This is a genomic window from Mesorhizobium sp. M0621, from assembly GCF_040320745.1.
In the GTDB taxonomy this organism is placed as follows: Bacteria; Pseudomonadota; Alphaproteobacteria; order Rhizobiales; family Rhizobiaceae; genus Mesorhizobium.
The window spans coordinates 1-17,071 of the sequence record NZ_JAMYQF010000055.1 but is presented as its reverse complement, the minus strand read 5'-3'; the positions used below and the strand labels follow the sequence as shown (position 1 = coordinate 17,071).

Below are 17,071 nucleotides of genomic sequence, written 5' to 3'. Positions count from 1 at the left end.
GAGCCAGGGCGATGCATGATCCGAAATCGCCCCTCGAGCCATTCTGATCGGGTGGCGATTCGAGCCTGTCCCGGTGCCCGTGGACTCATGGCGCACTGAAGCTGTGCAGGCAAAGGAAGAGCGCAAGTGGCGGGTGATCAGAGCGTCGGTGCAGAGCTGCATGATTTCTATCGGGCCACGCTCTCCGGCGACCCAGGACCGCTTCGGCTTTATAGGGAGATCCTCAATAAGTTTGGCGTCGAGGGCTTTGCACGGCATATCGCCTTTCTTACACGTACGCTCGGCCAAGACATCGCTTCGGCTGGTCCGTCGGTCGAGCCCGCCCGGCTGCGTGAGATCCTCGGCGGATTGTCGGCGTTGCGGGTGCTCGATACCGTGCATGAGTTCTGCGAAAAGATGGTCGATCGGATACAGCGTCGAAGTATGATCGACATCACCGCTACCGGCTTGATGCAGCAGTTGTTGCCGCTCGTCGAAGATGCCGTTCCTAGTCCATCCAAGATCATTCCCATTCCGGAAAGGTTTGGAATCTCTTCCGTTCAATTGGATCTGCACATCGCCGTGCTGCGCGAATCCCGAAATCTTCTCGCGATGATTCCGGTCGGGGTCTACCGCGACATGGAAGCCCGAAAAAAGACATTGCGGGCAGTAGAGGCGGCAATGGACCTCCGCATTGAACAGGAAGAGAGTGCATGAGCGAAGGCGCCTATTCAAGCTTTTTGCTCGGGTTGGTCTTAACACGGATGTTCCCATCAAGGCTGTTGATGCCACAGCGCAGTGATCCATGAATAAAATCAACTTTGATAACCTGAATTATTCAACTTCGACTGCGCGTGGGTCGGCGGAACTGCGCCCAACCCGCCTCGACTTTGGCGGCCTGATCCAAACCGAACTTGTGGCGCTGCTGGAAGCTGTTCGCAAACCCGTGGTCGATACTCGGCCGGCTTCACAATTCGATCTGCTATACGACGCCCCCACGGTCGACGACCTGATGATGGCAGCCTTCGCCCCCCCGATCGCAAATGCCGGAGTCCTCGACTCGCCGACATACGCCACGACCCTCAAGGCCGCACATGCATCGCTGGGCGATCTCGCAGCACAGGCGCAGGACTCAGATTGCGCGGTGTACCGCGACGCGCGCTCGGTACTTGATCAGGAGCTAGCCGACCGTGTTCTTTTCGAGAGCGCCTGCCGCGCTCTGATGCGAGGATAATGCTGATGAAGCCTCTCCTCAGTTCCGACAAGCGCGATGCTGTATCGGCCCTTGCGTATCTCTACCTCAAGTTTGGCTACTTTCAGAATGCAGCCAAGCTTCTGCTCGCCCTCGACCATCTTGACTCTGGACCGGGTTGGGCACGACAGGCACGCTGTCTGGCGTTGCTGCGAGCGGGGCACTGCGAAGAAGCCGCTGTTGAGGCGGGCCGGCTTCTTGTCCATGCACTGGATGGCAAGGACCGATTCCGGGTGATGCAGGTGCGGGCCAAGGCCTGTTGGAAACTCGGCCTCAGGTCCGAGGCGAGAGCCTGTCAGCAAATGGTCGCAATACTGCTGACGGAGGCGGCCGAGCCGGGTGCGTCGTGGGGGAGGGCAGTGTGAAATTTCTCAACGGAGTCCTGGCTGTTGCGACTGGCCGGAACGATATCATTCTGGCGGGGCTGTTAATTGGGATCATCTTCATGATGATTATTCCGCTGCCGCCGGTTCTGATGGATGTGCTGCAGGCTGTCAACCTTGGAATCTCCGCGCTCCTGCTGATGGTCGCAGTCTATATCAAGTCACCCCTCGCGTTCGTCTCATTTCCGTCGGTGCTTTTGCTGACAACGCTCTTTCGGTTGTCGCTCGGCATCGCTGCGACACGCATGATCTTACTGCACACGGAGGCCGGCCGGATCATCAAGACTTTCGGCGATTTCGTAGTGGCTGGGAATCTCGTGGTGGGTGCGGTTACCTTCTTGATCATCACAATCGTGCAGTTCGTGGTCATCACGAAAGGGTCCGAGCGCGTGGCTGAAGTCGCTGCACGCTTTTCGCTCGATGCGATGCCGGGCAAGCAAATGAGCATTGACGGCGATCTGCGAGCGGGCGGTATCGATATCCAAGAAGCACGTCGACGCCGCACCGCCGTCGAGCGCGAAAGCCAGTTGTATGCGGCCATGGACGGTGCCATGAAGTTCGTCAAAGGCGACGCAATCGCAGGCTTGATCAGCATCGTCGTCAACATCTTGGGCGGCCTCGCAATCGGTACACTGCAAAAGGGCATGGGCTTGCACAAAGCCCTTGAGATTTACACGATCCTGACCATCGGGGATGGCCTTGTCAGTCAGATCCCGGCTCTCTTCACCTCAATCTCGGCAGGCTTCATCGTCACGAGGGTAGGCGGCAAGGACAAGGGCTCAGATCTCGGCACCGAAATTGGAGATGAGGTAACTGCCCAGCCGCGTGCGCTGATCGTAGGATCCTTTAGCCTACTCCTGTTCTCGCTGGTACCTGGTTTTCCTTCGATGATTTTCGTCATCTTGGCAGTATTGTGTGGAGGCGGCGGCTGGTTGTTGCAGCGCAGTCGTGCGCCTTCTGCGCCGTCGGTGAGTTCCTACTCGGTCGGCGGCATGAGAGCGCTTGAGACGGCGTCGGACGGGCCGGCTGAACCTAGCGGCGGAGGCGGCGATGCCATCACGCTCACGATCCCGGTGATGGTCGACATTAGTCGTGACGTTCAGAGCATCATCCGGCCGGACTCGCTGAACAAGGAGTTGGCCGCTGTGCGACATGCGCTCCTTCTCGATCTCGGTGTTCCCTTTCCCGCCATTAATCTGCGTGTCAACGACAACAACAAAGATGGCACGTACACTATCATGGTCAACGAGATTCCATGTGGTGAAGGATCCTTACCAGCGCAGCACCTGCTGGCTCGTGATCTCCCCGAGAACCTCGACATGGTGGATATTCCGTATCTTCCCGGTAAGCCCTCCCTGCCTCAAATCGAGGCCACCTGGGTCGACGTCGCACATCGCCAGTCGTTGCAAGCCGCCGGTATCCCATTTTTGGAACCGGTTCAGATAATCAGCTACCACATTGGTTATGTCCTGCGCCGGCAAGCGGACGAGTTTATCGGAATCCAGGAAACGAAAATTCTGCTGAACAACGTTGAGGCATCTTTCCCGGAACTCGCAAAAGAGGTGCTGCGGACAGTTCCCCTGCAGACGATTTCTGAGATCTTGAAGCGACTGGTGTCCGAGGAGGTCTCGCTGCGCAACATGCGCACTATCGCCACCGCACTGGTCGAATGGGGACAGAAGGAAAAAGACACCGTTCTGCTCACTGAGCATGTGCGCTGTGCACTGAAAAGGCAAATCTGTTTCCGGCATTCGGTCGGCAGGAACCTGTTGCCAGCTTACATTCTTTCGCCGGAGGTGGAAGACACGGTGCGTAATGCCATTCGGCAGACGTCCGCTGGCAGTTATCTCGCCCTCGACCCTGGCACAACACGGCAAATCATTGATAAGGTGCGGGAGGCGGTGGGCAATGTTGGCCAGCAGTCACACCAGCCCGTTCTGCTGACTACAATCGATATCCGGCGATACTTGCGCAAGATCATCGAAGTCGATCTTCGTGCGCTACCCGTGCTCTCCTATCAGGAGCTTACTCCCGACATCTCGGTACAGCCGCTGGCAAGGATATCGCTGCCGTGAGTGAGCCGAATGTGGAAAGCGTTACTGGCACTGGCGATGATGCCAAGCTGATCTTGCGCGTGCTGTCCGGTCCCAACCGGGATGCAGAGACGTCACTGGAGGAGGGAGTCTGGTCGATCGGTGCAAGTGATACCGATGACCTCACCTTCGCCGACCCAGAGCTGGCCGCCACACATCTTCGCATTGGCATCGAGGCGGGACGCATCGATATTATTGCCCTCGCACCGGGCGTACGCATCGGCGCCAAGGATCTCCCAATAGACGACTGGACAGTGCTCGAACCGCTGACGCCAGTGCAGGTTGGTCGGACGATCTTTGCGATCGGCCGGGCCCGGAGCAGCTTTGCCGAGATCGACCCCTTGGTGCGAAGCAGGGAGCCTGTTGGGTCGACGCATCGTTCCGCCCGCCCCGAACTGGCGTCGGCGGCTCTGCACGGCCGGCAGATACATCTCATGAGGGGCTCGGGGACGCGGCGACTACGGCTCGGCGCGGTGGCTTGCGCTCTCCTGATTCCGCCGGTCGTTGGGGTTTGGACGGCAATAGGACGAGGTCCCCCCTCCGCCTTGAAAGCGGCTGCAGACGCTGACGCGATGAGGACAGCGCCGGATATCAGTCCCGAATTAGACGTCGCGCGCAACGTCAACACCGCAGGAGACCTACGACCTGGAGACGATGCTAAGCTGAGGGCCGCCCTGAGCAACGCCGGCGTTGAAGCGGAAGTGTTATCGAAACGACCGGCCACTGTGTCGGATTCGCAGCTCATCGATCTCGTAACGACGGTCATACGCGGCTTCGGGATCGAAGGTGGCGTTCGGGTGACCGGCACCGGGCACATCACGATCACAGGATATGGACCCAGCGATGCGAAGGTCGAGGCGGCGCTTCATCGCCTGCGGCAGGATATTCCAGGCCTAAGCGAAGTTGAAAACGCCATCGTGACACCCGAATGCGCTCGCGCTTTTCTAGAGACGGCGATGACGGCCCAACTCCGTCGCTCCACTCACATCTTGACGACGTCAGATGGCCTGCTCGTTTCGGGCGCTCTGACTGCGATTGCTTTTGAAGCGTGGGAGAACGTCGCTTCCCGCTTTCAGCAGAAGTTCGCGCCCTACATCCAGCTTCAGACGCAGTTCACACCGGTCATATTGCCGACGCTGAGAGGTGTACACCTCGGCCGAATCCCGTTCATCGTCCTTGAGAATGGAATGCGCCTGAAGGTGGGCGACAGTCTCGAGACCTTGGGCCAGATCGTTGCCATCAATCGAGACGGAGTTTTTGTGCGCCTCGGCGCGGATGAGGTGCATGTTCCTTATCAGAGCACGCCGAGTTGGATAGCGGAGGAGAAAGGGTGAGCGAAATCATGGCCCAGTTTGAGCTGCAAAGGCAGCTGCTAAGTGATTTCGACGGTGCAAGGAGATCTGCCCTGGAGAGGGAATTCGATACCTGCCGGCAGTCGTTGAAGCGTGAAATGGATGGTGGCGTTTTAATGCAGGAATTCGAAGTCTTGGCAGCCATTGTGGACGCGATAGATGCGGCGAAAGAGGTGATCAACGCGACATGGGAAGCTTTCCCGGTACACAAATGTCGCTAACTTGGAGATAGAGATGGAAATCATTCATGGCCACAACCCTAATCTAAGCAGAAGCCTTGGAAGCGCCACTGCTGCAGCAGAAAGGAATCTTAACAGCTTCGCGAATTCCATGGACCCCAACAACGCGTCCGATCTTATTAAGCTTCAATCTATCAGTCAGCAATGGAGCCTCAGCCTCAATTTGGAGTCCGGCATGATAAAGTTGCTTTATGACGCCCTGAAGGGGGTGTCCCAGAAAATCAGCTGAACATTTTTGCTAGATTCCAGCAGTTCATTCTGATGCGAGCCGGCATGCTGTTTTGGCAGCGCGTTTGTTGCACCCGTATGCATGGAGCGCAGGATTGCCTCAGCGAGGGTCGGGAGCGATTGCGGTGACGTGCTCGTGCATGCGCTTTCACAACGCGTCAATCGCGGGCAGCAAATGCAGGCGGATACGACACTCCGGCCGCGCCCGCGGCCTTGACCTGAGGCCTACGCGAAATGCGTGACGCTCGACGTCAGCAGACCGGGAAAGCCCACCGGCAACGCCTACATCGAAGCGTTCAACGGCCGCTTCAGGGAGGGGTGCCTGAACGCCCATTGGTGGCGCGGAGCCAAGGCTCTAATCGCCACTGGAAGAAACTTCCGTGGCACGTCCGGCGGCAAGGCGCGTTTTTCTGGGCATTTCCAAACGGCGAAGAAAGGTGAGCATCGCGATTTTTAATGGCGGTGCTACCGATGGCATTTGTCTCAAGCGCGCAAAGAACTGCTACGGCTGGTGGAGGGGGAGAGCGCTTCGACGAGGACGATCCGAAGGAAGATTTTTATCGAGATGATTTTCCGCAACGGTACAATCACCGTCGTGGGAATCTTGCTTGCCTTTTCACTCGGCGTCGTCATGCATTGGGCTGCCAATCCCATGCATGGGGATTTTACGACTTGGTTGCCGTTGTGCCGATCCTGTTCGGTTCGCGTTGCAGATGCGGGGGCTTTCGATGTTGCTCGACATGAGTTCGCTGCGCGGACCCATCTACGAACGCGCTAACCGCATCTTGATGGCGGGCATCATCCTGACCGCATGCGTGGCGCTGGCCATCCTGCTCGATCTCTTCGCGACGTCGGTGAAGGGCACGCTGCCCGGCGCTTGAAGGCCTGTTACCTGCGCTTTGGTGCTGCCATCGCCAGGCTCAAGAGTTGAATCCGGAGGCCGCTCTTCGGACTGCTGCCTCGGAATCTCCGACGTCAGATCCGATGCACGGCTCCAAGCCGTCTTCGTTCCGGAACCAACCGCGTGCAGACGCGCCTCTGAGAGGCTTTTGCTAGCGCAGCTTGGGGGGCCCGCCGGTCTGCGGACCCCTTCTGCTCGGCCTAGAAACCGAACACGAAAAGGATGACCTGCGGTGTCTCCGCTCGCGTGTCTTTCGAGCGCCATTGGCGACGTCCTGCATCAGCGGATCGACACTGGCGGACATCAAGATGATCCACATGATGCGCAAGCGACAGGCGGGGTACACCCACTATCCAGGCCTTGGGTTGTTCAGCAGTTCGAAATTCTCGCTGTCTAGCTATAGCTAGTGGACAGGCTAAACTCCATGTTCTCGGGCTACACCAGGATTTATCACCGACCCGGCAATAGTGCTGCCCAGGCGGCAGCTATATCCGCCGGCTGGTCAAGTCCGTCCACAATGGCAGTGATGCGCTGTTGTAGCTCGGGCGCAAGCCCCGCCACACCTGCTCCGAGAGCTTGGACAGCCGAGACGCGATCTATGGGCTGGTCGAGCCCCTCGGCGAGGACGACGATACGCTGCTGGAGCTCTGGGGCAAGCCCTGCCATGCCCGGACCGAAGCCCCACAGCGCTGAGATGCGGGCTGCGGACTGGTCGAGCCCCTCGGCGAGGACGACGATACGCCGCTGGAGCTCTGGGGCGAGCCCTGCCATGCCCGCTCCGAGGCCTCTCAGGGCCGTGCCGCGATTCTCGGGATGACCGAGCCCCTCGGCGAGGACGAGGACACGCTGCTGGAGCTCGGGGGCAAGCCCTGCCATACCCGCTCCGAGGCCCTCCAGGGCAGAGGCGCAATCGGCGGGCGGGTCGAGCCCCTCGGCGAGGACGACGAGACGCCGCTGGAGCTCGGGTGCAAGCTTTGCCACGCTTGCACCGAGGACCCCCAGGGCCGGGCCGCGATTCTCGGAGACGTCAAGGCCTTCGGCGAGGGCGACAAGACGCTGCTGGAGGGCGGGAGCAAGCGCTGCCATGTTCGCTGCTAGTCCCTGCAGGGCCAAGGCGCGATCGTCGGGCTGATTGAGCCCCTCGGCGAGGACGACGAGACGCTGCTGGAGCGCCGGGACCAGCCCAGCCGCACCTGCTCCGAGGCCCTCCAGGGTCACGGCGCGTAGCTCAGGGTCGCCAAGTCCCTCGGCCAGGACGATGAGACGCTGCTGGAGCGCGGGTACAAGCGCTGCCAAGCCCGGGCCGAAGCCCAATAGGCCCTCCGCGCGATCTTCCGGGTCGTCAAGTGCCTCTACGAGGACGACGAGACGCTGCTGGAGCTCGGGGGCAAGCCCCGCGACACCCACTCCGAGGCCGTACAGAGCCGAGGAGTGATGTAAGGGGTGGTCAAGTCCCTCGGCGAGGGCGACCAGACGCTGCTGCAGCTCGGGCGCAAGCCTTCCCACGCCTGTCCCGAGGCCTCGCAGGGCCGAGCCACGTTCCCAGGACTGGTGAAGTCCCTCGGCAAGCGCCACGAGGCGCTGCTGGAGGTCGGGCGCGAGTTCTACCAAGCCCGGTCCGATATCGTCGAGGATCGAGTTGCGGTCGTCGTAGTCCTCAAGCCCCTCGACTAGCGCGACGATGTGCTCCTGCTGCACTCTGGTGAGGCAATCGAAGTTGCGCGCGAGTGATTGCATCACGCCGGGATACATCAGCGGCTGCGGGCCGGGTTGGAGTTGCGTCAGCCTGTTCCAGATGGCCTGAACCCGGATCCTTTCTTCAGGCGTCGCGATTGCCATGGCGGCGACACGCAGCTGTTGATCTGTTTGTGACATGCCCAGCAGATCGATCAGGCTGAGCCGCTGAGCAACCTCACCGAGCATATCCAGCGGCAGATCATCGATACTGCTGGTATGCTGGCTGCTTACAGGAGAAAACGCTTGATCTTGAGGCTCAGAGCGCGTCTGCTCCACCACAGAACAGGATGATTCACCGGGTCCTTCAACGTCAGCCGCCGGTCCGATGAGAGAATCGTCCGTGATATCACGCTCGATGGCGTTGAATGCCGAGATGGGCGCCTTGCCACCCTCCTCAATGCCCCTCATAATTCACCTCCTATGGATACATCTTTAGATCATCGTGATTGTCGCACAGCGGAAGCATCAAGGATCGGGCAGTTCCTAGAACGTCGCTGGCTTGACCAGGTTGAGTCCGCGAATTACTCGATCGGACAAGATCCTTTCCATCGTCGACCATGAGCTGCCCTGTCGAAGAAGACCGGATGAAACCGCCAGTTCCAGGTGGCCCCCCAATGATTGCCCAATATCGGCCGGAACCAATGGTGGCGAATTTCAAAGCGCCAGAAACAACCTGCCTTTGGAAATTCCGGGTCAACAGCAGTGCGTACCTGCGCAATGTTCAGCATCATGGCCCATCGGGGCGCTCCTGTGGTTCCACGCAAAACACGTGCCCCTTCAAAAGGTCAACATTGATCTGAGCGCTTCGCCAGAGCCCTCAGCCTTTCAAGACCACTAATCGCCGTGGTCCCCGCATCGCTGGCAACGGACGGACGCTCCACATTCGATGCAGTTTCACCGACAGATTATGTCTTGCTTACTACCCAAACTGTTCCGCCGCTGAGCGAAATCTTCCAATTCCAGATCCGCTGAGCGTTCTTCCTCCAGGTTGGCGTTGGTGCGCAAGCGGCGAACGAAATCCTCGAATTTGCTAACCTCGCGCCACGCCTCACGTGCCACGCTGTGCGCCTCCTCACGCGCCTGCCGACTGCGGTCGGCCTCAGCTCTGGTCGCATCGAGGCGCTTTTGGAGCAGCTGTTCGTGTTGGCGCAGCGAGACGACCTGCGCATTCACCTCGTCAAGATCAATGAGAGCGGCGGCTTTCCCGATTAACGGATCGTATAGCGCGGCTTCGCGACGGGGTCGGTCTTCCTGCCATCTGCGAAGATCTATCGAAGCGGTTTCGATTGCCGCGACAGCATTGTCGAGAGCCGTGTGCCGCAGGCGCAACGCATCTTCAGCGCGGCGGCGCCGCAGTTGCTTGAGTTCGAGAATGCGATGTACGGCTTTAGGAATCACGCCAAGCAGGCGGCGAGCGCATCGACCATTGCGTCGAAGCCGATCTGCTCTTTTGTCGACTGTCGCAAGAAGCTTCGTATCTGGTCTATTTTAGCGATCGCTGCATCAGCGAGTGGATCTGCTCCCTCCTTATACTCGCCGACACGCACCAACAGTTCCACCTCGTCGTATTTTGCCATCAGCTGCCGCAGGCTGCCCGCCAACCATTCATGATCGGACGACACGATTGCGCTCATGACACGGCTGATACTCGCCAGAATGTCGATAGCGGGATAGTGGTTCGACATTGCCAAGGCGCGTGAGAGCACAATGTGACCATCAAGGATGGATCGGGTTTCATCAGCCACCGGTTCGGCCATATCATCGCCCTCCACAAGCACAGTGTAGAAGGCCGTTATGGATCCGCGGTGATTGTTCCCCGCGCGTTCGAAAAGCCTCGGCAGTGCAGCGAAAACCGACGGCGGAAAACCACGCCGTGTCGGCGGCTCACCGGCCGCGAGACCAATCTCCCTCAGCGCACGCGCGAAACGGGTTACCGAATCCATGAGAAGCAACACACGCTGTCCTTGGTCGCGGTACCATTCGGCGATGGCCGTCGCGACATAGGCCGCTTTGGCCCGTTCCGCTGCGGAGCGGTCGGAAGTAGCAACGACAATAACCACTCTCGATAGCGCTTCTGCGCCGAGATTGTGTTCGATCAACTCCTGCACCTCCCGGCCTCGCTCGCCGATCAGCGCTATCACAGCCACGTCGACCGCTGCGCCACGCACCAGCATCGACATCAGTGTACTCTTGCCTCCGCCCGCAGCGGCAAAGATGCCCGTGCGCTGCCCCTCGCCGCAGGTTAGAAGACCATCGATGGCCCGTATGCCGACAGGAAGGACGTTGTCGATGATAGGCCGGGATAAGGGGTCCGGTGCGTCCCTGTAGACAGGCACGCGGGCTTCCGGAAGCAGCGGCCCATTAGTGGATTCGTCGAGAGGTCGGCCGAAACCGTCGAGGACGCGGCCCAGCAGATTCCAGCCGGTGGGTACCATGAGGGGCTTTCCCGTTGGGACCACTTCAGTGAGCGTGGAGAGGCCCTGCATTTCCCCAAGCGGTGTCAGAATGGCGACGTCGCACTGAACGCCAACGACCTCCGCCGACAATTGCAAGCCGTTCTCCGGATTGCGGAGAGTGCAAAGGTCGCCAATGCGGGCGCCCGGCGCCGTGGCACGGATGACCGTTCCAAGAATCTGAAGGACCCGGCCGCGGACGTGCATTGTCGACGCCTGCGCAATTGCTGATCTTGCGAGCTGGAAAAAACGATCGATGTCCTCCTGCTCAGGGGGAATGGCTGCGTTCGCCGGCTCGGCTGGCTCGGGCATCGATTTACGCTGTTGAGACATTATTATGCTTGGAGTTTGCAGAGGTTTCTAGGCTGCTGCGTAGGCAGCTTTCGATTGCCGCAAGCTGGCTCTCGATGGTGGCTTCGACCAGTCCGGCATCGGTCTCGATGATGCATCCGGCATCATTTACGCGCGCGTCCGCAACTAGGTCGACGGCGCGCGATGCCAGCGTCGGGAGGATCTCGTCTAATCGGCTGCGGACCGCCTCGAGGAGCGACGGTGCCACGCGTAGCCGGACGAGGGATTTGTGCCCCGCGAATTTCAGACCGCGCAAAGCAATCTGCACCGCCGCCTCCACTGGCTCCACAGTTTCGATGATCCGCCGTGCGATCTGCAGGCCCATGTTGACGATCTGCTCTTCATTTTGCGCCATAACCCGCAGAGAATCCGTAGCGATCGCGGTCAGGCGGGCCTCGATTGCCGCTTGTGCCGCAGCCAAGCCGGCTTCTTTGGCGTTCGCCTCGATCACCCGGGCCGATACACGCGCCGCCTCGATGAGCGCATCGGCTTCGCGCCGTGCCTGCATAAGCAGTTGCTCGGCGTCCACCAGCGCCTGTGCGCTCCCAGCCGGCAAGATTCGCCCAGGGCCGAGTATCCCGGCCGATGCAGGTGTCAGCTGAACCAATGCGACCATTTGGGTATTCTCTTACGGACCAGGCGCCGCATCGCATTAAATGCGTCTTCGCCAGCATTGTCGTCACGACAGGCATCCACCGCCGCCGCCCAGAGTGGCGCGGGACGGCGCAAGCCTAGCCGAGTCCGCAGCATTTGCGGAATGCCGCCAATCGCAAGACCGAAGATCGCCGCGCCGCAGTGGAGCAATGCACTGGGCGCGGACGGAATGTCACAAGCACCGATCGCCGACATCAGTTCGGCAGTCGGCCGCGGCAGGAGTGCGGCCTGGGGAGCGAATGCGACGGCTTCTTCTCCAAGCGCCGCGCGAACCGCCGCGATATCGCTCGTGCGAATAAGTCCTGTCAGGCCGGATGCACCCACCCAGGCGCCAGCTAGCCGCATGAGGCGCACCGCGTCCTGTCCCGGGAGGAACGCGAGCCGACTTCGTCGCGCGGCGCAAGCGGAAATGATGGCTGACGGTTGGTCACTTTGGCCACGAAGCAGCCAGCGCCCAAGCTTAATACGAGTGAATGGTTGCGCCAGAGCGATATCCAGCGGCATCCATTCTGGCCAACCATGCGCCATTATGAAATCGAGATCAGCGGCAGGATCGGCAATGCAGCACATCACCGCCTTCGCCCACGGTGCATCAAGCCATTCATCCGACATCGCGGCGGATGTCCCGGCGATCACCGTTGAATTGTTCGATCCGCTTGATCTCATTGAGACGCTATGGCGGATGTCTGGCGGAAGCGACGCCATAGCAGGAACGCGAGGACACCATTGCCGATAAGCGATGCCGCTGTGCCGCACACGAGCCCGACCAGTAGATAGCGTGCGCCCTTGTCCTGTGTCGTGAGGACGGCCGATCTATCGACCGAACGCAGTAAAGCATTATCCTGGCTCGCCGCTAGCAGGATGACGGAAACCCTTTCATAGGACAGGCCCTCCAAGCTGTTTGCGACGAGCTCCTTGATTTTCGGTACTATCTGATCGACGGTGGTGCTGGGTGCGTAACGGACAAGCACAGCAGCGCTCGAGGGGAAGGGCGGGTTTCGATCGTCGCTCATCTCTTGCGGCAACACCACATGGACCCGGGCATTGAGCACGCCATCGATGCTGGTCAGGGTCCGCGACAACTCCTGTGTGATGCCATAAATATAGCGCACACGCTCCTCTGTCGGCGATGAGATCATACCTTCTTTCTTGAAAAGACTGCCCATATCGGCATAGACGTCGTGAGGCAGTCCGGCGCCGTTCAACACTTCCATGGCAGGGGGGACATCCTTAGTATCTACTGCCAACGAGGCAGTGCCGCCGCTGTCCGTCGTTTTTTCGGCATAGATGCCTTGATCCATAAGCAGTGCGAGCATTTCGTTCGCTTCGTGCGCCGGAAGATTGCGGTAGAGCTCGAGCTTTGATCCGCAGCTCACCATCGTGAACATTAATAGAATTATCGCCAGCTGCTTCAATACAAAGGTCACACCCGCGCACCAGCGTAGATCATTGGTTTTTCAGGAAAGTCTCAAGGCTTTGTGTGGCCTTGCCGACCACCTTGGCCAGCATGTCGCACTGTAGGGAAAAAGCTGATATCGTGAGCTGTGCGCTCAGCCAATCAGCCGAGTGGATTTCTCCCGGGTTCATGTTCACCGAAGTGGCTTCTATGGCTTGGGTAAAGCTGGCGCTCAGCTTTTCCATGCTGCTGAGGATGGCGTCTCCCGGTGTCCGGGCGACCCCAGATCCGCGCGCCACCTCGGTCGCTGACCTGTCGTGTTGTAGCGACAACTCGGGCCGAACGGATGCGGCACGAACGGGGTCAATCGATTCAGCCGAAATTTTCGAAACGAATGCACTCTCCGTTGGCAAAACAGACTTCAGAGCCCCTGGACTAATGCTGTTCACGCTCACCAGATGTCCCTCTCTGCCGGATGTGCGACCGAACTCTTGCCAAGCGTTATGACGAGTCCATCGACGTCGGGATCTCCACCCGGAACCTGCTTGAGCACGGCATCACGCTGGCTGAGTCGTCCGGCCAGATGGAGAGCCAGGGCCTTGAATGCCATCCCATACGCGTCATTGATATCCGAAAGCGGACGCAGCTTTTCCAGCGCTGCCTCGATATCTCCAACCGTCAAATCCGCCACGGCGTAGGCGATGACAGACTCCCTACCGCCCGGCGCAATGGCGTGAAGTCCTTTCGCAATACGTCTGGCCCGAATCACGTCATTCGAAACGCAAGCCAGGAATGCCGCCTCGGCAAGATGCCGCCGAAAGCCGAGCCCGATCTCAGTTCGACTCCCGGATGAGCCGGATGTACATGAAGGAGACATCGTTATCGAGTTCCCTTTCTCTGGGCGATTTGCGCGTCATTTTCCGGCAAACCATGCGATCGAGCTGCGGACCGATTCTAACATGCCCCCAGCTTGTTCAAATCGCTCCGCGCCGGCAGGCATTGGTTTGTTAACTTGCATCCGGGACGGCTAATCCATGCGCGGCAGCCACTTCGACAAAGGATTTTGCTAACAAGTACGCATCAAGGCGGAAGAGCTCGCCGCCAGTGTTGTTCGATATCGCGCCAGGCACAAATACAAAGACGATATGCATCCATACTCGCCGCATATGAGGGCGTAAGCGAGAGCATGTTTGTCATTCCTGATCGGGCTGATGTTCGATGCCATTACGCCTGATTATGAGCACATATCGAAACAATATTACGGGTCTGATCTAAATAAGGATATCGACAGTATGACTGGCTTTATTAGGAGTGCATCAGCATGGAACGCGAGCATCAAGCCGTTGCGGGTAAAGCTCTCGCCTTGAGGCAAACGGAATGCCCGCGTGACGCACACATCGGTAGACCGTGTCGTGTCAGTGGCTGAAGGATTCAGATCATTCGTCTGCCTCGTCGTAGGTGTGAAGCGCGTTGAGCTCACCGACGACGGTGCTAGCACAGTCCTTGAGGGATGGAATGTGCCGTGGGCATCGACCATCAGGCAGTTGCTGCTCTCCAGAGGTCAAAACTTTGCCCGCGAGGCGCAACGCCTGCAATTCCACGGGGGAACGAATGGGTAGCAAAGATCTCGATGAGACGATGGAAACCGCGCGGCAAACGATCGCCCAGGTGGAGAGCTCCTTGAAAGAAAATCGCGAACAGCTCGCCAGGCAAGCTGAGCTCTTAGGCGATTATGCCATCAGCGGCGGTATCGACTCCGCATTCGTTGGAACTCGAGACGAGAACTTTCGGCAAGCTTACACATGTGAACGGCAGGCGGCGCTCACGTCCGATCAGCGACCGGTACGTGGGTCGGGCGTCAAGCTGATACGGCAGATGGTCTGAGGCGACGATGCAGAAGGTAGAGGAGCGGCTAACGGGTGATGGAGAAGCGGGCGCTGTTGAGGCTGCAGGGCTGGCGCGGATTACGGAAGAGCTGATCGCAGGACGAACGGATTTGGCGGCTGTTATTGGGATGACGGATGACGAGCTCGAGGCAGTCTACGCGCTCGGCCATCGTTTCTATTCTGCCGGTAAATACTTCGACGCGCTGAACTTCTTTCGGTTTCTATGCATGCATCGGTACATCGACCCGAGATTTTGGTTCGGATTCGGTGCTGCTAGTCAGATGTTGGGCGATTCAGCAAATGCCGTGCGTGCCTATGGAATGGCTGCGCTGCTGAATGACGAGGATCCGCAGATCCCGTTTCGCGCTGCCAAATGTCTTATCAAGCTAGATCAGCCGGCGGCAGCTGTGAGCGCGCTTGAGAGTGTATTGGCGCTTAGCTGCGGCAAACCTGAGCATAAGGATTTGGCTCAGCGGGCGTCGCTGATGCTGCGTCGGCTCAACCCTGAAGCTGATTGTAAAGGAGACTGCGATGCGTAACGTCAACGTTACAGAAGCGATCGGAGGACTGGGACTAAAAGCCGGGGTGCTAACTGAGGTCGACGCGCTCACCAGCAATCTTGTCGCTGGTTTTAGCAAATCGGGCGCTGAACTTTCGCTACCACCAGTCTCTGACGGCGCTGTGTCGCCGGACAGGGTGCCAACGCTACCCCCGCCACGGGCCTTCGATAAGATCCAACTCGTCGAGAAATTTCTAGCGCTCAAGATAAAGATGGCCAACGCCCAGGCTGCCGCGGGTACGGAGGATGTACGGCACTGGGGTGAACTGCAGAAGCAGGAGAACGAGAAAATTGCCCGAAAGATTTCCGAGGCGGCGGAGAAGGTGAGAAAAGCGAAAAAGAGTTCGCTGGCCATGAGGATATTTGGGTGGATTGCGGTCGCGTTCACCGGGGTAGCAGCCGTAGTCACGGGCGGGCTTCTCGCCGCTTCGGCCGCGGCAGTTGCACTCGCCGTGGGGATCCTGACCGAGACGGGCGTCATGGACAAGATGATGCAGGCCATTGCGAAAAGCCTCATCAAAGATCAAGGGATGGCACAGCACCAGGCCGAGCTTTGGGCCACTATCATCACGGTTTTCATCGTCGTCACTTGTTCGGTGGCCACCATGGGTGCCGGTTTCCGCGGTGGGGTAAACGGGGCCGCGAGCATTGCCGCGAAGATCACAAGCCAGGCCGACAAGCTAGCGAAGATTGCCATGGCCGGTCAGCACGTTGCGACAGCGGCCCGAACGGGCGAAGTCATTGCTTCGGTAGCCGAGGCGTTCGCAGGCGGCGGGAGCGGAGTCCTGCAGAAGCAGGCGACGGACGCCCAGGCAGAGACGTTGGATATCAGGAAATTCCTCGCCAGATTGGCGAATCCTCAAGAAGACGAGATCGCACGCATCCAAGAATTGGTCCTCAGCATGACGGTCATGACGCAAAGAGTTGCCGATGCGATCGAGGAGCAGAGTCGATCCGCCTCAACTGCCATACGGCACATCGGCTGACGAGCCATAGCTGTCAAATCCCTGCCCAACGCCAGGAGGATATACATGCTACACACCGTCATACAGACAAACCGAATCGGCGGTCATCTATCGCCGGACGGCGCTTCGCAGGAACATCGACCCTTGTTGGTCATGTCCGCGACCTCTAGTGGCTTGGGTACTAGGAACGGCGAAGTTGCGTCAACGCTTGCCGATTCCTGCAAGTTGGCGTGGGCAGGTCCGCCAATGCTCGCAGGCATCGACGTTCAAACCGCGGCTGCCGAAACTTTGGGAACACGGCTCGCCTCAATTGACATATACACAGTTGGCGCGTTGCTGCACAGGCTCAATCTTCAGTTCCGTGATTCTGCGAGATTGGACCGGCAGGTTGCACGTGATTGCGATATCGCGGCGCAGAACGCCGCTGCCAAGGCACTTCGCGCTTCCGGGTTTTGCCAACTGGTCGGCACAGTCCTAACCTCCGCCTTCGCAATAGCCGGTGCGGGACTGAGCTTTCAGGGCGCGCGCAAAGCACAGGCACGGTTCGATGCCGAGATTGGCGGTTGGAAGGCGCGCAATGGCAAGACGAGTTTTCAGACCGAGGTGCCCAAGCCGGCTACTAAGCCGGATCCCGAAATATCCC

The 17,071-nt window shown here is 59.2% G+C and carries 21 protein-coding genes and 1 pseudogene; 13 read left to right on the top strand and 9 right to left on the bottom strand.

Going from position 1 to position 17,071, the window contains the following annotated elements; genetic code table 11:
* Window positions 1-126 precede the first annotated feature (126 nt).
* The 9 genes and pseudogenes from NKI38_RS27375 (at window position 127) to NKI38_RS27335 (ending at window position 6,407) form a co-directional block, all read left to right on the top strand.
* Complete coding sequence (locus tag NKI38_RS27375; RefSeq protein WP_352657451.1) at window positions 127-696, top strand: TyeA family type III secretion system gatekeeper subunit; 570 nt, start codon at window positions 127-129, stop codon at window positions 694-696.
* Window positions 697-784: 88 nt separating this feature from the next.
* A complete protein-coding gene (sctX, locus tag NKI38_RS27370; RefSeq protein WP_352663203.1) occupies window positions 785-1,213 on the top strand; it encodes a type III secretion apparatus assembly protein SctX in 429 nt (142 codons plus the stop codon).
* A gap of 5 nt (window positions 1,214-1,218) precedes the next feature.
* Entirely contained in the window at window positions 1,219-1,596 is a 378-nt protein-coding gene (locus tag NKI38_RS27365; RefSeq protein ID WP_352657445.1) for a hypothetical protein, read from the top strand.
* A complete protein-coding gene (sctV, locus tag NKI38_RS27360) occupies window positions 1,593-3,689 on the top strand; it encodes a type III secretion system export apparatus subunit SctV (RefSeq protein WP_352663200.1) in 2,097 nt (698 codons plus the stop codon). The genes NKI38_RS27365 and sctV overlap by 4 nt, the downstream gene beginning before the upstream one ends.
* The gene (locus NKI38_RS27355) at window positions 3,686-5,041 is read left to right on the top strand and encodes an FHA domain-containing protein (RefSeq protein WP_352663197.1); all 1,356 of its coding nucleotides are present in this window, start codon (window positions 3,686-3,688) and stop codon (window positions 5,039-5,041) included. The genes sctV and NKI38_RS27355 overlap by 4 nt, the downstream gene beginning before the upstream one ends.
* Window positions 5,038-5,280, top strand: coding sequence for an EscE/YscE/SsaE family type III secretion system needle protein co-chaperone (locus NKI38_RS27350; RefSeq protein WP_352657436.1), 243 nt, complete (start codon window positions 5,038-5,040; stop codon window positions 5,278-5,280). The genes NKI38_RS27355 and NKI38_RS27350 overlap by 4 nt, the downstream gene beginning before the upstream one ends.
* A 13-nt stretch (window positions 5,281-5,293) precedes the next feature.
* A complete protein-coding gene (locus NKI38_RS27345; RefSeq protein WP_352657434.1) occupies window positions 5,294-5,527 on the top strand; it encodes an EscF/YscF/HrpA family type III secretion system needle major subunit in 234 nt (77 codons plus the stop codon).
* 222 nt (window positions 5,528-5,749) lie between these two features.
* Window positions 5,750-5,866: pseudogene (locus NKI38_RS27340) on the top strand (integrase core domain-containing protein); the annotation flags it as partial.
* A gap of 388 nt (window positions 5,867-6,254) precedes the next feature.
* Window positions 6,255-6,407, top strand: a complete 153-nt coding sequence (locus NKI38_RS27335) for a hypothetical protein (RefSeq protein WP_352657431.1) — start codon at window positions 6,255-6,257, stop codon at window positions 6,405-6,407.
* 470 nt (window positions 6,408-6,877) lie between these two features.
* Here NKI38_RS27335 and NKI38_RS27330 read toward each other — a convergent pair whose 3' ends face one another.
* The 9 genes from NKI38_RS27330 to NKI38_RS27290 form a co-directional block, all read right to left on the bottom strand.
* A complete protein-coding gene (locus NKI38_RS27330) occupies window positions 6,878-8,572 on the bottom strand; it encodes a hypothetical protein (protein ID WP_352663192.1) in 1,695 nt (564 codons plus the stop codon).
* A gap of 113 nt (window positions 8,573-8,685) precedes the next feature.
* Window positions 8,686-8,895, bottom strand: coding sequence for a hypothetical protein (locus tag NKI38_RS27325; RefSeq protein ID WP_352663189.1), 210 nt, complete (start codon window positions 8,893-8,895; stop codon window positions 8,686-8,688).
* A 163-nt stretch (window positions 8,896-9,058) separates the two neighbouring features.
* Window positions 9,059-9,562 carry a type III secretion system stalk subunit SctO gene (sctO, locus tag NKI38_RS27320; protein WP_352657425.1) on the bottom strand — a complete coding sequence of 168 codons (504 nt, stop codon included), beginning with the start codon at window positions 9,560-9,562 and terminating at the stop codon, window positions 9,059-9,061.
* Window positions 9,559-10,929 carry a type III secretion system ATPase SctN gene (gene sctN / locus NKI38_RS27315; protein ID WP_352657422.1) on the bottom strand — a complete coding sequence of 457 codons (1,371 nt, stop codon included), beginning with the start codon at window positions 10,927-10,929 and terminating at the stop codon, window positions 9,559-9,561. Before sctN ends, sctO begins: the two co-directional genes overlap by 4 nt.
* A 4-nt stretch (window positions 10,930-10,933) precedes the next feature.
* Window positions 10,934-11,584, bottom strand: a complete 651-nt coding sequence (locus NKI38_RS27310) for a FliH/SctL family protein (RefSeq protein ID WP_352657420.1) — start codon at window positions 11,582-11,584, stop codon at window positions 10,934-10,936.
* Complete coding sequence (locus NKI38_RS27305) at window positions 11,563-12,234, bottom strand: hypothetical protein (protein ID WP_352657417.1); 672 nt, start codon at window positions 12,232-12,234, stop codon at window positions 11,563-11,565. The genes NKI38_RS27310 and NKI38_RS27305 overlap by 22 nt, the downstream gene beginning before the upstream one ends.
* A 50-nt stretch (window positions 12,235-12,284) precedes the next feature.
* Complete coding sequence (gene sctJ / locus NKI38_RS27300) at window positions 12,285-13,049, bottom strand: type III secretion system inner membrane ring lipoprotein SctJ (RefSeq protein WP_352657413.1); 765 nt, start codon at window positions 13,047-13,049, stop codon at window positions 12,285-12,287.
* Between the two features lie 19 nt (window positions 13,050-13,068).
* On the bottom strand, window positions 13,069-13,473 hold the full coding sequence (locus NKI38_RS27295; RefSeq protein ID WP_352657410.1) for an EscF/YscF/HrpA family type III secretion system needle major subunit: 405 nt from the start codon (window positions 13,471-13,473) through the stop codon (window positions 13,069-13,071).
* Window positions 13,470-13,787 (bottom strand): hypothetical protein, encoded by a 318-nt coding sequence (locus NKI38_RS27290; protein ID WP_352663182.1) that lies wholly within the window; start codon window positions 13,785-13,787, stop codon window positions 13,470-13,472. Before NKI38_RS27290 ends, NKI38_RS27295 begins: the two co-directional genes overlap by 4 nt.
* Window positions 13,788-14,629: 842 nt before the next feature.
* On the opposite strand from NKI38_RS27290, the gene NKI38_RS27285 reads away from it, so the two are divergent.
* The 4 genes from NKI38_RS27285 to NKI38_RS27270 form a co-directional block, all read left to right on the top strand.
* The gene (locus NKI38_RS27285; protein ID WP_352657405.1) at window positions 14,630-14,902 is read left to right on the top strand and encodes a hypothetical protein; all 273 of its coding nucleotides are present in this window, start codon (window positions 14,630-14,632) and stop codon (window positions 14,900-14,902) included.
* A 7-nt stretch (window positions 14,903-14,909) separates the two neighbouring features.
* Complete coding sequence (locus NKI38_RS27280) at window positions 14,910-15,443, top strand: SycD/LcrH family type III secretion system chaperone (protein ID WP_352657403.1); 534 nt, start codon at window positions 14,910-14,912, stop codon at window positions 15,441-15,443.
* Window positions 15,436-16,449, top strand: a complete 1,014-nt coding sequence (gene sctE / locus NKI38_RS27275; protein WP_352663178.1) for a type III secretion system translocon subunit SseC family protein — start codon at window positions 15,436-15,438, stop codon at window positions 16,447-16,449. The genes NKI38_RS27280 and sctE overlap by 8 nt, the downstream gene beginning before the upstream one ends.
* Window positions 16,450-16,674: 225 nt before the next feature.
* A partial coding sequence (locus NKI38_RS27270; protein ID WP_352663175.1) for a hypothetical protein occupies window positions 16,675-17,071 on the top strand: 397 nt, incomplete at its 3' end.

What these genes read in the sequence shown, in the direction of transcription:
- sctN (WP_352657422.1), bottom strand. Translation starts at nt 10,929, where the DNA reads ATGCCCGAGCCAGCCGAGCCGGCGAACGCAGCCATTCCCCCTGAGCAG.
- NKI38_RS27280 (WP_352657403.1), top strand. Translation starts at nt 14,910, where the DNA reads ATGCAGAAGGTAGAGGAGCGGCTAACGGGTGATGGAGAAGCGGGCGCT.
- NKI38_RS27305 (WP_352657417.1), bottom strand. Translation starts at nt 12,234, where the DNA reads ATGTCGGATGAATGGCTTGATGCACCGTGGGCGAAGGCGGTGATGTGC.
- NKI38_RS27335 (WP_352657431.1), top strand. Translation starts at nt 6,255, where the DNA reads ATGTTGCTCGACATGAGTTCGCTGCGCGGACCCATCTACGAACGCGCT.
- NKI38_RS27325 (WP_352663189.1), bottom strand. Translation starts at nt 8,895, where the DNA reads ATGATGCTGAACATTGCGCAGGTACGCACTGCTGTTGACCCGGAATTT.
- NKI38_RS27310 (WP_352657420.1), bottom strand. Translation starts at nt 11,584, where the DNA reads ATGGTCGCATTGGTTCAGCTGACACCTGCATCGGCCGGGATACTCGGC.
- sctX (WP_352663203.1), top strand. Translation starts at nt 785, where the DNA reads ATGAATAAAATCAACTTTGATAACCTGAATTATTCAACTTCGACTGCG.
- NKI38_RS27365 (WP_352657445.1), top strand. Translation starts at nt 1,219, where the DNA reads ATGAAGCCTCTCCTCAGTTCCGACAAGCGCGATGCTGTATCGGCCCTT.
- sctE (WP_352663178.1), top strand. Translation starts at nt 15,436, where the DNA reads ATGCGTAACGTCAACGTTACAGAAGCGATCGGAGGACTGGGACTAAAA.
- NKI38_RS27345 (WP_352657434.1), top strand. Translation starts at nt 5,294, where the DNA reads ATGGAAATCATTCATGGCCACAACCCTAATCTAAGCAGAAGCCTTGGA.
- NKI38_RS27330 (WP_352663192.1), bottom strand. Translation starts at nt 8,572, where the DNA reads ATGAGGGGCATTGAGGAGGGTGGCAAGGCGCCCATCTCGGCATTCAAC.
- NKI38_RS27285 (WP_352657405.1), top strand. Translation starts at nt 14,630, where the DNA reads ATGGGTAGCAAAGATCTCGATGAGACGATGGAAACCGCGCGGCAAACG.